The 12,604-nt window shown below is 75.1% G+C and carries 12 protein-coding genes; 1 reads left to right on the plus strand and 11 read right to left on the minus strand.

From position 1 onward, the window contains the following. The first annotated feature begins 59 nt into the window (after nt 1–59). Nucleotides 60–1,136, plus strand: coding sequence for a phosphotransferase (locus tag J1M41_RS07870; RefSeq protein WP_206451498.1), 1,077 nt, complete (start codon nt 60–62; stop codon nt 1,134–1,136). Between the two features lie 15 nt (nt 1,137–1,151). Here J1M41_RS07870 and gatB read toward each other — a convergent pair whose 3' ends face one another. From gatB to J1M41_RS07925, 11 genes are all read right to left on the minus strand, one after another. Further along, entirely contained in the window at nt 1,152–2,657 is a 1,506-nt protein-coding gene (gene gatB / locus J1M41_RS07875; RefSeq protein ID WP_206451499.1) for an Asp-tRNA(Asn)/Glu-tRNA(Gln) amidotransferase subunit GatB, read from the minus strand. Then, the gene (gene gatA / locus J1M41_RS07880) at nt 2,654–4,270 is read right to left on the minus strand and encodes an Asp-tRNA(Asn)/Glu-tRNA(Gln) amidotransferase subunit GatA (RefSeq protein ID WP_206451500.1); all 1,617 of its coding nucleotides are present in this window, start codon (nt 4,268–4,270) and stop codon (nt 2,654–2,656) included. Before gatA ends, gatB begins: the two co-directional genes overlap by 4 nt. An 8-nt stretch (nt 4,271–4,278) precedes the next feature. Then, a complete protein-coding gene (gene gatC, locus J1M41_RS07885) occupies nt 4,279–4,575 on the minus strand; it encodes an Asp-tRNA(Asn)/Glu-tRNA(Gln) amidotransferase subunit GatC (protein WP_002854348.1) in 297 nt (98 codons plus the stop codon). Between the two features lie 204 nt (nt 4,576–4,779). Beyond that, entirely contained in the window at nt 4,780–5,304 is a 525-nt protein-coding gene (locus J1M41_RS07890; protein WP_206451501.1) for a GNAT family N-acetyltransferase, read from the minus strand. Next, entirely contained in the window at nt 5,301–5,783 is a 483-nt protein-coding gene (locus J1M41_RS07895; RefSeq protein WP_101962508.1) for a hypothetical protein, read from the minus strand. Before J1M41_RS07895 ends, J1M41_RS07890 begins: the two co-directional genes overlap by 4 nt. After that, a complete protein-coding gene (locus J1M41_RS07900; protein ID WP_144919186.1) occupies nt 5,780–6,697 on the minus strand; it encodes an inositol monophosphatase family protein in 918 nt (305 codons plus the stop codon). Before J1M41_RS07900 ends, J1M41_RS07895 begins: the two co-directional genes overlap by 4 nt. After that, the gene (ligA, locus tag J1M41_RS07905) at nt 6,694–9,087 is read right to left on the minus strand and encodes an NAD-dependent DNA ligase LigA (RefSeq protein WP_206451502.1); all 2,394 of its coding nucleotides are present in this window, start codon (nt 9,085–9,087) and stop codon (nt 6,694–6,696) included. Before ligA ends, J1M41_RS07900 begins: the two co-directional genes overlap by 4 nt. A gap of 40 nt (nt 9,088–9,127) precedes the next feature. Continuing rightward, nucleotides 9,128–9,886: a protein phosphatase 2C domain-containing protein gene (locus J1M41_RS07910; RefSeq protein WP_206451503.1), complete on the minus strand. Its 759-nt coding sequence runs from the start codon at nt 9,884–9,886 to the stop codon at nt 9,128–9,130. A gap of 11 nt (nt 9,887–9,897) precedes the next feature. After that, nucleotides 9,898–11,037, minus strand: coding sequence for an adenylate/guanylate cyclase domain-containing protein (locus tag J1M41_RS07915; protein WP_206451504.1), 1,140 nt, complete (start codon nt 11,035–11,037; stop codon nt 9,898–9,900). Then, nucleotides 11,034–11,561, minus strand: a complete 528-nt coding sequence (locus tag J1M41_RS07920) for a PH domain-containing protein (RefSeq protein WP_206451505.1) — start codon at nt 11,559–11,561, stop codon at nt 11,034–11,036. The genes J1M41_RS07915 and J1M41_RS07920 overlap by 4 nt, the downstream gene beginning before the upstream one ends. A 30-nt stretch (nt 11,562–11,591) precedes the next feature. Further along, a complete protein-coding gene (locus tag J1M41_RS07925; protein ID WP_123243883.1) occupies nt 11,592–12,428 on the minus strand; it encodes a biotin--[acetyl-CoA-carboxylase] ligase in 837 nt (278 codons plus the stop codon). Nucleotides 12,429–12,604 lie beyond the last annotated feature (176 nt).

Here is a 12,604-nt window from a genome sequence, read left to right on the forward strand (position 1 = left end):
CCCCCGATATCGCGTTCGAAAGTCCGGGAGGGGGGCGGCGGGAGCGTTAGCGTGGTCGTGTGGTCTCCCCGCCTGCCCCCAGCGAGCTCGAGCTGGTCCACCGCGCCCTGCAGCACCTCCGCCCCGGCCTCGACCCCGCCCTCGCCCGGCGGCTCCGCACAGCCGACTGGGCCGCGGCGTCCGTGGAGGAGGGCGGGCAGTTCCACCGCGTGCTCGTGCTCGAGGACGTCGGCGTCCTCCGGATGACGCGGGCCCACGAGGTCGGCGCCGCCCCCGCCGCGCGGTGGGCGCCCGAGCGGGACCCCGCAGCGCACCTGCCCCGGCGCCTGGCCCTCCTCGACGGGCTCGCCGCGGCCCTGGCCGAGCGCCGCGTGCCGTGGACCGTGCCGATCGCCCTCTCGGACCCCGTCCCCGCGGGCCCGGGCGCCGCGGTGCTGCAGCGCTTCCTCCCGGGCGGACCACACCCGCCGCACGAGGGCGATCCGGCCGTGCTGCGCGGCGTCCTCGACGACCTCGCCGCCGTGGACGTCACCGACCCGCGGATCGCCCCGCACCTCGGCCGCCCGTTCGCCTTCCGCGGCCCGTGGACGCCGGAGCGCGCCCGGCACGTCGCGGCGCTGCCGGGGGCGGTCGCCGCGCGCCTGGGCGCGTGGGAGGGGCACGACGTCGACGCGCGGCTGGGCGCCGAGGCGTGGCCGGACGCGGTCGCCGCCGTCACGGACGCCGTGACGGCGTGGACCGCCGCGCCGCCCGTGCCGCCGTCGCTGGTGCACGGCGACCTGGCCGGGCACAACATGCGCTGGCGTGCCGTGCCCGAGGACGAGGACCCGCGCGCCCCGCTGCGCTGGGCGCTGGCCGGTGTGCTCGACTGGGACCTCGCGTGCGCGTGGGACCCGGCCCTCAACGTCGCCTACCTGGCGTTGTGGCACGGCGAGCAGAAGGTGCCCGACCTGGCCCGGGACGCGGCCGAGGCGCGGCGGGCCCGCGTGTGGCTCGGGGCGATGGCCATGGAGACGCTCGACGACGCGGCGGCCCGGGACGCGATCGTCGGCGGGCTGGCCGCGGGGTCCTGGCGGCGTCTGCTGCGCAAGACCCTGCCCCGCGTGGCGCGGGCCCTCACCGCCCTGGACGGCTGAGGGCCCGCGCGGTCGTCAGGACACGCCCAGGCGCTCCAGGACGATCTCGCGGACGCGGCCGGCGTCGGCCTGCCCGCGGGTGGCCTTCATGACCGGGCCGATCAGGGCGCCGACGGCGGCCATCTTGCCGCCCTTGATCTTCTCGGCCACGTCCGGGTTGGCGGCGATCGCGGCGTCGACGGCCTCGGTGAGCGCGCCGTCGTCGGACACCACGGCCAGGCCCTTCGCCGAGACGACCTCCTTGGGGGCGCCCTCGCCGTCGGCCACCAGACCGAGCACCTGCTTGGCGATCTTGTCGTTGATCGTCTTGGCGGCGATCAGCTCCTCGACCTCCACCACGTGCGCCGGGGTGATCCCCAGCTCGGCGACGGCGACCTCACGGGCGTTCGCCAGGCGGGCGATCTCGCCCATCCACCACTTGCGGGCGGCCGCCGCGGAGGCGCCGGCCTCCACGGTCGCGACGATCTCGTCCAGGACGCCGGCGTTGACGACGTCGCGGAACTCCTCGTCCGAGAAGCCCCACTCGGCCTTGAGCCGCTTGTTCCGCACGGCCGGCAGCTCGGGCATCGCCGCGCGCACGCGCTCGACCCACGCGGCGTCCACGTGCACGGGCACGAGGTCCGGCTCGGGGAAGTACCGGTAGTCGTCCGCGTCCGACTTCGGGCGGCCCGAGGTGGTGCTGCGGGTGTCCTCGTGCCAGTGGCGGGTCTCCTGCGTCACGGTGCCGCCCGCGGCGAGCACCGCGGCCTGGCGCTGGATCTCGTGGGTGACCGCGTGCTGCACGGCGCGCGTGGAGTTCACGTTCTTCGTCTCGGTGCGGGTGCCGAACTCGGTGGCGCCCTTGGGCATCAGCGAGACGTTCGCGTCGCAGCGGACGTTGCCGCGCTCCATCCGCGCGTCGGAGATGTCGATGGCCTGCACAATGTCCCGGATCGCGGTGACGTAGGCGCGGGCCAGCTCGGGGGCTCGCGCGCCGGCGCCGACGATCGGCTTGGTGACGATCTCGATGAGCGGCACGCCCGCACGGTTGTAGTCGACGAGGGACGCGGAGGCGCCCTGGATCCGTCCGGAGCCGCCCACGTGGGTGAGCTTGCCGGCGTCGTCCTCGAGGTGCGCGCGCTCGATCTCCACGCGGAAGACCTCGCCGTCCTCCAGCTCGACGTCCAGGTGGCCGTCGAAGACGATCGGCTCGTCGTACTGGGAGGTCTGGAAGTTCTTCGGCGTGTCCGGGTAGAAGTAGTTCTTCCGCGCGAACCGGCAGGTCTCGGCTACCTGCGCGTCCAGGGCCACGCCCAGGCGGATCGCGTACTCCACGACCTCGCGGTTGAGCACCGGCAGGGTGCCGGGCAGGCCGAGGTCGAGCGGGGTCACGTTGGTGTTCGGCTCGTCGCCGAACGCGTTGGGCGCCGAGGAGAAGATCTTCGTGGCGGTGTCCAGCTCCACGTGCACCTCGAAGCCCAGCACGGGGTCGAAGCGCTCCATCGCCTCCGCGAAGTCCATGGTCTGCTCTGCGTGGCTCATGCCCGGCCTCCTGCCGTGGTCGCGGTGGTGGCGCGCTGCGCGCCCTTCTCCAGCTCGGGGGCCTCGGCCCACACCGGCCCGCCCCGGCGCTGGGCCACGAGGCGTTCGAGCGCGGCGCCGACCTCGTACAGGCGCGCGTCCTCGCGCGCCGGCGCCATCAGCTGCAGGCCGTAGGGCAGCCCGTCGACGACGCCGCCCGGCACGGACATGCCCGGGATGCCGGCGAGGTTGGCCGGGATGGTGGCCAGGTCGTTGACGTACATGGTCATCGGGTCGTCCGTCTTGGCGCCCAGCTCGAACGCCGGGGTCGGCGCGGTGGGCGTGAGGATGACGTCCACCTGCTCGAAGGCGCGGGCGAAGTCCTCCTGCACGAGCGTGCGGACCTTCTGCGCGGAGCCGTAGTAGGCGTCGTAGTAGCCGGCGGACAGCGCGTAGGTGCCCAGGATGATGCGGCGCTTGACCTCGGCGCCGAAGCCGGCGGCGCGGGTGGCGCCCATGACCTGCTCGATGGTGCCGCCGCCGTCCGGCACCACGCGGTGGCCGTAGCGGACGCCGTCGAAGCGGGCCAGGTTGGAGGAGGCCTCCGAGGGCATGATCAGGTAGTACGCGCCGAGGGCGGCGTCGAAGCTCGGGCAGGAGACCTCCACGATCTCCGCGCCGGCCTCCCGCAGGGCGGCGACGTGCTCGTCGAAGCCGGCCCGGATGCCCGGGTGGAACGCGTCCGCCGGCAGGTCCGTCACGACGCCGACGCGCAGCCCCGCCAGGTCGCGGCCGCGGGCCGCGGCGGTCAGGTCCGCCGGCGCCTCGGCCAGGGACGTGGAGTCCTGCGGGTCGTGGCCGGTGATGACCTGCTGCAGCGCCGCGGCGTCGGCCACGGTGCGGGCGGCGGGGCCGATCTGGTCCAGCGAGGAGGCCATGGCGATCAGGCCGTAGCGCGAGACGGCGCCATAGGTGGGCTTCACGCCGACCGTGCCGGTGAACGCGGCGGGCTCACGCACGGAGCCGCCGGTGTCCGAGCCGAGGGCGAAGGGGGCCAGGAACGCGGCGACGGCGGCCGCCGACCCGCCGCCCGAGCCGCCGGGCACGCGGTCCCCGTCCCACGGGTTGCGGGTGATGCCGAACGCGGAGTGCTCGGTGGAGCCGCCCATCGCGAACTCGTCGAGGTTGGTCTTGCCGAGGATCGGCAGGCGGGCCTCGCGGAGGCGGGCCACCACCGTGGCGTCGTACGGGCTGAGCCAGCCCTCGAGCATGCGGGAGGCGGCCGTGGTCGGCTGGCCGCGCGTGACGATGTTGTCCTTCACGGCCACGGGCACGCCGGCCAGCGGGTGCAGGGCGTCGGCCTCGGGGCCGCCGGCGGCGCGGATCGCGTCCACCTCGGCGGCGACGGCGAGGGCCTCGTCCGTGTTCACGTGGAGGTAGGCGCGCACGCCGCGGTCGCCGTCGGCGTCGGCGCGCACGTCGCCGTCATGGGCCGCGATGCGGTCCAGGTGGGCCTGGACGAGCTCCACGGACGTGGTGGTGCCGGCGCGCAGGCGCTCGGCCATCTGCAGCGCGGTGAGCCGGACGAGCTCGTCGGAGCCGAGGGTCGCGTTCACGTCGAACGTCTCGGTCATGGGGGTGATCACTCTCCGTCCAGGATGGCGGGGACCTTGAACTGGCCGTCCTCGGAGTCCGGCGCCTGGTCGAGGGCCTCCTCCTGCGTGAGCATGCCGGCGGGCACGTCCTCGCGGAACACGTTCTCCAGCGCGATGGGGTGGGACGTCGGCGTCACGTCGTCGCCCGCGGCGGCCTGGACGGCGGAGACGTGCTCCAGGATCTTCTCCAGGTCGCCGGACATCGTGTCCAGCTCCTCGTCGGTCATCCGGATGTGGGCCAGGCGAGCCAGATGCTCCACCTGATCCCGGGTGATCTCAGGCATGGATCTCCTCGTGTGACGGGTCGGGGCGGGGTGGACGACGCCGGCGCGGCGGCGGCCACATCGGGGTCGAGTCTAGTGCCGGGGCCTGCCCGGCCGCCGCCACCGCTTCGAGGCGGGAGATCCACCCCACCGCGGCGCTCCGGGCCCGCATGACAGGGATTTCCCGCCCCGAATGGGGTCCCGGTGCCGATGTCCCGCCCGGGGTCAGTCCAGCGCGAGCCGGTAGACGAGGAACGGGCCGGTCTCGTCGGCCGGGTCGAGGTCCGGCATCACGTCCACGAGGAGCCAGTCCCGCTCGGGGACACGCACGAAGCCGGCGCGCTCGTACATGCGGTGGGCGTCGGTCATGGAGGGCATGGTGGTCAGCACGACGGCGTCCACGCCCTCCTCGGCGCGGGCCCGCGCCACGATCTCGGCCAGCAGGGCGCCGCCCACCCCACGGCGGTGGAACCGCGGGTGCACGGCGAGCATGCGGAACTCGTACTCCCCGTCGCCGGAGGTCTCGGCCAGGGGCGAGCCGGGCGGGGTGAGCACCACGGACCCGGCCACCTCGCCGTCGATCTCGGCCACGAGCACCTCCGCGCGGCCGGCCCGGTCGGCCACGTCCATGAGGGTCTTCACGTAGGCGTCGTCGGGGGCGATGTGGCCGCCGTCGACATAGGACGCCAGGGTGAGCTCGGCGACCGCCTCGTGGTCCTCGGGGCGCAGCGGGCGGACGAGGGCGCTCATGCGTCACCTCCGGCGTGCTGGCGCAGCGTGTCCTTCAGGCGGGCGCGGGTCGCGTCCGTGGCCACGACGTAGTCGCGCCGACGCAGCCAGGCGGTGGGCACGGCCTGGTGGGGGTGGCCGTCGCGCGCCTCGTGCAGCCCCTCGAGGAACGTCGCGGCGGCCGGCTCCTGCCAGATGTTCACCCAGTAGGCGCGGCCCCGCTCCTGCGCCGTCAGTTCCTTGATCAGCCGCTTCGTGAACGCGCAGCCCGGCCGCCAGAACACGACGACGCCGCCGCCCTCGACGTGCGCCTGCGCGCCGGCGAACGGCCGCGAGCGGACCCGCACCGCCCACCGGTACGTGACCGCGTAGCCGGCCAGGACGAGCCCGGCCACGATCATGCCGACCTGCTGCAGGCGCGTCCCCGCGATCATGAACGTCAGGCCGCCGGCCACGAACAGGACCGGGTAGAACCACGGGTCTCCGACGATCCGCCTCATGCCGTCTCCCCCGTCACGGCGGCCAGGGCGGCCGCGTCCACGTCGCCGGCCACCATCCAGTCGGGATGTGCCGTGCCGTCCGCCGAGGCGGGCCGCGTCACCGCGACGCCGGCCTCCTCCGCCACCAGCGCGCCGGCGGCCCAGTCGTACTCCTGCGTGCCGAACTCGGCGTAGGCGTCCAGGGTGCCGTCCGCGACCATGCACAGATCCAGCGCCGCCGAGCCGATCCGCCGCACGTCCCCGAACGCGGGCAGCAGGGCCGCGAGCGCGCGCACCTGCAGGGCCCGGCGAGCGGGGTCGTAGCCGAAGCCGGTGGCGAGCAGCCGCCCGGAGCGCCCCGCCACGGGACCGGTGAGCCGCACGGGGGCGGCGTCCCGGTCGGGCACGTCCACGCCCGCCGTCGTCGCGTCCGCGGTGCTGAAGGCGCCCCGGCCCGCGCTCGCGAACCAGGTGCGCCCCAGCGCGGGTGCCGCCACGACGCCGGCCAGCCAGCGTTCGGTGCCCTCGGCCACCCCCAGCAGGTCGGCGGTCTCGGCGTCCACCGGGCCGGTGACGGCCACCGAGGTGCAGAACTGCGGCAGCCCGCGCACGAAGTTGGTGGTGCCGTCCAGCGGGTCGATGGACCAGCGGTACCCGGACGGCTCGGCCGGGAGGGTGGCGCCGTACTCCTCGCCGGTGATCTCGTCCGAGGGGCGGTAGCCGGCGATGACCTGCCGGACGGCCTGTTCGGCGCGGCGGTCGTAGTCGGTGACCCAGTCGGAGCCGGAGGACTTCGTCTCCGCGCCGATCTCCTCGATGCCCAGCGGGACGGCCGGGTGGTGACCGGTCCAGCGCCGGGCCAGGACGTCCGCGCCGGCGCGCGCGGCGGCCTTGGCGACCACGAGCAGGCCCGGGACCGTGATGCGCGCGCTCATGCCGAGGCCTCCCCGTCTGCGGCGCCGTCGGTGGCGTCGTCCGTGTCCGCCGGGCGCACCGCGTCCGGGCCGCCGGCCAGCAGCGCCGTGAACCCGGCCTCGTCCAGCACGGGCACACCGAGGGACTGCGCCTTGTCCAGTTTGGAGCCGGCGGCGTCGCCGGCCACCAGGAAGTCGGTCTTCTTGGACACGGACCCGGAGGCCTTGCCGCCGCGCACGAGGATCGCCTCCTTCGCGGAGTCGCGGGAGAAGCCCTCGAGCGAGCCGGTGACCACCACGGTCAGGCCCTCGAGCGTGCGCGGGGTGGACTCGTCCTGCTCGTCCTCCATGACCACGCCCGCCGCGGCCCACCGGTCCACGATCTCCCGGTGCCAGTCCTCGGCGAACCACTCGATGAGCGCGTCCGCGATGATCGGGCCGACGCCGTCGATCTCGGCCAGCCGGTCCCGGTCGCCGGCCTCGGCCGCCGCGCGCAGCGCCGCCATCGAGCCGAACGCCGTGGCCAGCGAGCGGGCCGCCGTCGGGCCCACGTGCCGGATGGACAGCGCCACGAGGGTGCGCCAGAGCGGCTGGGACTTGGCCTTCTCGAGCTCGTCGAACAGGCGCAGCGTGTTGGCCGTGGGCGCGGACGGCTTCTTCGCGGTGCCGGCGGTGAAGAAGTACGGCTTGAGCGTGAACACGCCCGAGGGCACCATGCGGCCGTCCACCTTCGTGCGGCCCTCGCGCCACACGCGCACCGCGCCGAGGGAGCGCTGCAGGTCGGTCAGCCCGTCCTCGCCCCGGGGGCCCGTGATCTCCTCCGGCGTGCCGGAGGCGAGGTCGAAGATCTCCGCCTCCGCCGTGATGGGGCCCGGGCCCTCGGGCCGGACATGTCCCTCGTGCTCGGCCGGGTCCTCGCCGGGGCCCTGGACGAGCCAGCGGGCGGCCTCCTCGCCGAGGGCCTCCACGTCGAACGCGCCGCGGCTGGCCAGGTGCTCGACGCGGCCGGCCAACTGGGCCGGGCAGGAGCGGGCGTTGGGGCAGCGCAGGTCCACGTCCCCCTCCTTGGCCGGGGCCAGCGGCGTGCCGCACGAGGGGCAGTGCGCGGGCATGACGAACTCGCGCAGCTCCCGGCCCGCCTCGATCGCCTTCTCGCGCAGGGGCAGCACGGGGCCCACGACCTCGGGGATCACGTCCCCGGCCTTGCGCACCACCACGGTGTCCCCGATCAACACGCCCTTGGCCTTGACCACGTCCTGGTTGTGCAGGGTGGCCAGGGAGACGGTGGACCCGGCCACGGTGACCGGCTCCATCACCGCGAACGGGGTCACCCGCCCGGTGCGGCCCACCGAGACCGCGATGTCCCGCAGCAGCGTGTGCACCTCCTCCGGCGGGTACTTGTACGCCGCGGCCCAGCGGGGCACGCGGGAGGTGTGGCCGAGGTAGCGCTGGTCCGCGAACGCGTCCGCCTTCAGCACGATGCCGTCGATCTCGTGGATCAGCTCGTGCCGGCGCCGGCCGTACTCCTCGATCACCGCGACGACGGCGGCCAACGCCTCCTCGTCCGCGCCCTCCACTCGGCGGGTGTAGGGGCTCACGGGCAGGCCCCAGTCCGCGAGCGCGTCGTACACCTCGTGCTGGGACTCCAGCCCGAACGCCTCGACCGAGCCGATGCCGTGCACGAACATGGCCAGCGGGCGCTGCGCGGTGACCGCCGGGTCCTTCTGACGCAGGGCGCCGGCGGCGGCGTTGCGCGGGTTCGCGAACGGCGTCTGGCCCTCCTCCGCACGGCGCGCGTTGAGCTCGGCGAAGGCGGCAGAGGACATGAACACCTCGCCGCGCACCTCGAACTCGGCGGGCCAGCCCTCGCCGGAGAGCTCGTGCGGGATGTCCCCGATGGTGCGCACGTTGGCGGTGACGTCCTCGCCCGTGACGCCGTCGCCGCGGGTGGCGGCCTGCACGAGCCGCCCGTCCCGGTAGCGCAGGGCGACGGCGAGCCCGTCGATCTTCACCTCCACGAGCCAGCGGGGCGCCACGCCCGGCCGCACCTGCGTCAGGGCCTGCGCCGCGCGGCGGAACCAGACCTCGAGCTCCTCGACGGAGAACAGGTCCTCGAGCGAGTACATGCGGGACCCGTGCCGGACGGGGGCGAACGCCTCCGAGACCTCGCCGCCGACCTCCTGGGTGGGCGAGTCGTTGGACACGAGCTCGGGGTGCAGGGCCTCGAGGTCCTCGAGACGGCGGTACAGCGCGTCGTACTCGGCGTCCGAGATCTCCGGGGCGTCCCGCTGGTAGTAGGCGGTCCGGGCGTCCCGGACCCGCTCCACGAGGTCCTCGTACTCCTCCCGCAGGTCCGCGGCGGGGATGTCCTGCGGATCGGGCTGGGCGGCGGATTCCTTGGGGGTGCTCACCCGGCCCAGCGTAGTCGGCGTCCCGGACGGCGCACCCGGGTCAGGGGATGCGCACGAGCACCGCCGTGACGTTGTCCCGGCCGCCGCGCCACAGGGCGGCGGCGATGAGCTTCTCGAGGGCGTCCTCGAGGGTGCCGGCGTCGTCGATCAGCACGCGGATCTCCTCGTCCAGCAGCTCGCCGGTCAGGCCGTCGCTGCACAGCAGGACGAGGTCCCCGGAGGCCAGGGGGATCTCGGCCACGTCCACCGTGAGCGCCTCGCGCGAGCCGAGCGCGCGGGTGATGACGTTGCGGCGGGGATGGACGCGGGCCTCGGCGGGGGTGAGCTCCCCCGCGTCGACGAGCATCTGGACCGCCGAGTGGTCCACCGTGAGCTGCTGGAGCACCGGCGAGCCAACGGGCCGCAGGTACACCCGGGAGTCGCCGACGTTCGCCACGGCCCAGCGGCCCCGCTCCGTGTCCAGGCAGGCCAGGACGGTCAGGGTGGTGCCGGAGCGCCCCAGCCCGGCCTCGACGACGGCGGCGTCCGCCTCGTGGATCAGGTGGCCGAGCTCCTGGGGCGTGTGGGCCGTGCCCGGGGCGAGCACCTCGGGGGCGCGGCGGCGCAGGGTCTCGATCGCGGCGGCCGAGGCCACCTCGCCGGCCTCGTGCCCGCCCATGCCGTCGGCCACGGCGGCGAGCACCAGCGGCTCCCCGACGAGGGTCCACGCGTCCTCGTTCAGGTCGCGGACGACGCCCACGTGGGTGGCGCCGGCGGCCTGGGGCCGCGGCGCGGACGGGGTCTCGGGGCGGGGGTCCACGGGGTCCTCGATCAGTCGGCGAGCAGGGTCTGGGCCGACCCGTCCATGAGCAGGGAGGGGCGGACCTCTCCGAACCCGCGGACGATCCTGGGCGGCTGCGGGACGAGCACGAAGCGCTCGTCCCGGGACAGGGCCGCAGCGGTCATGGCGTCCACGAGCACGGTACCCGGATCGGCCAGGGACGTCAGCCGCGCGGCGAGGTTCACGGTGGGCCCGTAGATGTCCCCCATGCGCGAGAGCACCCGTCCCCACGTCAGGGCGACGCGCGCCGAGGGCAGCTCCTCGTCCGCGGCGATGGTCTCGGCCAGGGAGAGCGCGATCGCGGCACCGGCCTCGGGGGTCTCGGCGTTGAACATGACCTCGTCGCCGATGGTCTTCACGAGCCAGCCGCCGCCGGCGGAGATGGTCTCCGCGGCGAGGGACTCGAAGCGCAGTACCATGCGGGCCAGCGTCCGGTCGTCCATGGTCCGGGAGAGCGTCGTGTAGGAGACCATGTCCGCGAAGCCGACGGCGCGGGCCAGCGGCAGCGGCGCGTCCGACTCGGAGCCGTCGCGGCCCCGGGCGCTGGCCGCCAGCCCGGCCTCCACGCGCACGGTCAGGCGCTGCACGGCGCGGTTGAGCTGGCGCCGGTAGACGATCCGCATGGCCTTCTCGAGCGGTCCGACCATGTCCGGGAGCATGTCGACGGCGGCCCGCCGTGCCTCCGGGTCCGTCAGGTCCTCGGAGGCGATCTTGTCCTCCACGAGCGCCTCGATCTGCCACACCACCATGCGGTCCGTCATCTGCCCGATCGAGCGCGCCAGCGAGATGGCGGTGTCCTCGTTCAGGGTCCCCGAGCGCACGAGCGTGAGCACGGACTCGAACGCCTCGATGTCCGCCTCGGTGAAGGCCTTGTGCCCCTCCGGCGACGTCGGATAGCCCAGCGCACGCCAGATCTTCCGGGCGGAGGCCATCGAGACGCCGAGGCGCTGCGCCACCTCCCGTGAGGTGTAGGCGCGCGGGCCCACCACCAGGCCGGCGTCGAGCGTGCGCATCGCGCTCGTCCAGCCGGCGGGCTGGGCGGAGCGCTCCTCGACGTCGCGGGCGGTCTCGTCCTCGGCCGACGGGACGATCGGCAGCGGTGCGGTGTCCGGTGTCTCCGGACGGCTCATCGGAGGTCTCCTGTCGGGGCGGGGGCGGGCCAGGTTGCGGTGCGGGCCTGGCGGGTGAGGTGGGCCAGGGCCTCCTCGAAGCGCGCGGCCTCGGGGACGTCGCGCAGCCGCCAGTGAACCTGGCGGGCGGGCTCCTGGAAGAGGATGTGCAGGTCTCCGGCACCCGAGCCGCGGCGGCGCCGCTGCACGTCGGCGATGGACACGAGCGGCATGGCGGCACCGGAGCCGCCGACGCCGGCGCCCTGGAGGATGCGGCGGTCGGTGAGCACGGTGCGCCGGAAGACCCAGCGCCACAGCGGGCGGACGGTGCCGGGGAGCAGGACGAACGCCGCGACCACCCACGCGGCCGCCTCGAGCACGGCGCGGTTCGCGGCGACGATCCCGGGCAGGTCGGGGCGTGCGAGCACGCCGACGGCCAGGCCGAGCAGGAACGCGACGGCCACGAGGACCGCGGCCGGGCGCAGCAGCGCGCGCGGGTGGGTGCGGGTGCGGACCATCACCTGCTCACCGGGCTCGAGTCGCACGGCGGTCACCTCCTGACCGGGACGGGTGTGTCATGCGCCGCGATGGACGTCTCCGCGCAGGTGGGCCACGTCCCCCGCACTGACCTCGGTCTCGATTGTGCCACGGTCCGGTGTGACGCGCTTCACGCGCAGGGTGCCACCGGGGCCGAGGCCCACGGCCGTGCCCTCCAGCACGCCGCCGCCGGGCAGCTCGGCGCGCACCGCGCGGCCCAGCGTGGAGAGCCGGTCCGCCACGGCCGCCACGGCCGGGTGACGCCCGTCGACGGCCGTCGTCTGCCCCGCCACGCCCGCCGCGAAGCGGTCCACGGCCGCCACGACGGCGTCGCGCAGCTCGACCGCGAGGTCCCGGGGGGCGGGCACGGCGTCCGCGCCGATCCACTCCGCCAGGTCCGTGGCGGTGTCCACCGGGGCGGCCCCGCGGTGGTCCAGGTTCACGCCCATCCCGACGACGACGCCGGGCCCCTTGCCGTCCGAGGACAGCGCCACCGTGGCCAGCACGCCGCACAGCTTGCGCCCGTCCGTGGCGAGCACGTCGTTCGGCCACTTCACGTGCGTCGGGACGCCCCGGGCCGCGAGGCGCTCGGCGACCGTGGCGGAGGCGACGAGCGAGAGCCAGCTCAGATGGGCCGGGGAGACCGGCACCCCGCCGGACTCGGGACGCAGGTACACGGACAGGGCGAGCGCCGCCCCCGGCGCGGCGCTCCACACGCGGGAGTGCCGTCCCCGGCCGGCCCGCTGGTCCGCGGTGGCCACGGCCGCACCGTGCCGGTGTCCCTCGCGGTCCAGCCGTGCGAGGAGCTCATCCTGCGTGGAGCCGGCGGAGTCCAGCCAGGTCAGATCCGGTGTGGGGGCGTCGTCGGGGTGCATGCCCCTAGATATACACGGCGTTCCCGGGGGCGGTCTGGGCGGGCCGATCCGCTCCCGGGGCGCGCGGAGGGGCGGCCCGGGCCGACGTCCTCGTCGTTTGTGGGCTTCCTCCAACCGAGGGCGTCCGCGGCGGCCCGTAGACTGGCCGACTGAGCCTCCGCATCTGGCGGACCACC

The organism is Micrococcus sp. KRD096 (assembly GCF_017168495.1).
Lineage (GTDB): Bacteria > Actinomycetota > Actinomycetes > Actinomycetales > Micrococcaceae > Micrococcus > Micrococcus luteus.

Excerpts from the sequence above, each read along its gene's own strand:
- gatB (WP_206451499.1), bottom strand. The coding sequence starts at position 2,657 with ATGAGCCACGCAGAGCAGACCATGGACTTCGCGGAGGCGATGGAGCGC.
- gatA (WP_206451500.1), bottom strand. The coding sequence starts at position 4,270 with ATGACCGAGACGTTCGACGTGAACGCGACCCTCGGCTCCGACGAGCTC.
- gatC (WP_002854348.1), bottom strand. The coding sequence starts at position 4,575 with ATGCCTGAGATCACCCGGGATCAGGTGGAGCATCTGGCTCGCCTGGCC.
- J1M41_RS07890 (WP_206451501.1), bottom strand. The coding sequence starts at position 5,304 with ATGAGCGCCCTCGTCCGCCCGCTGCGCCCCGAGGACCACGAGGCGGTC.
- J1M41_RS07895 (WP_101962508.1), bottom strand. The coding sequence starts at position 5,783 with ATGAGGCGGATCGTCGGAGACCCGTGGTTCTACCCGGTCCTGTTCGTG.
- J1M41_RS07900 (WP_144919186.1), bottom strand. The coding sequence starts at position 6,697 with ATGAGCGCGCGCATCACGGTCCCGGGCCTGCTCGTGGTCGCCAAGGCC.
- J1M41_RS07915 (WP_206451504.1), bottom strand. The coding sequence starts at position 11,037 with ATGAGCCGTCCGGAGACACCGGACACCGCACCGCTGCCGATCGTCCCG.
- J1M41_RS07925 (WP_123243883.1), bottom strand. The coding sequence starts at position 12,428 with ATGCACCCCGACGACGCCCCCACACCGGATCTGACCTGGCTGGACTCC.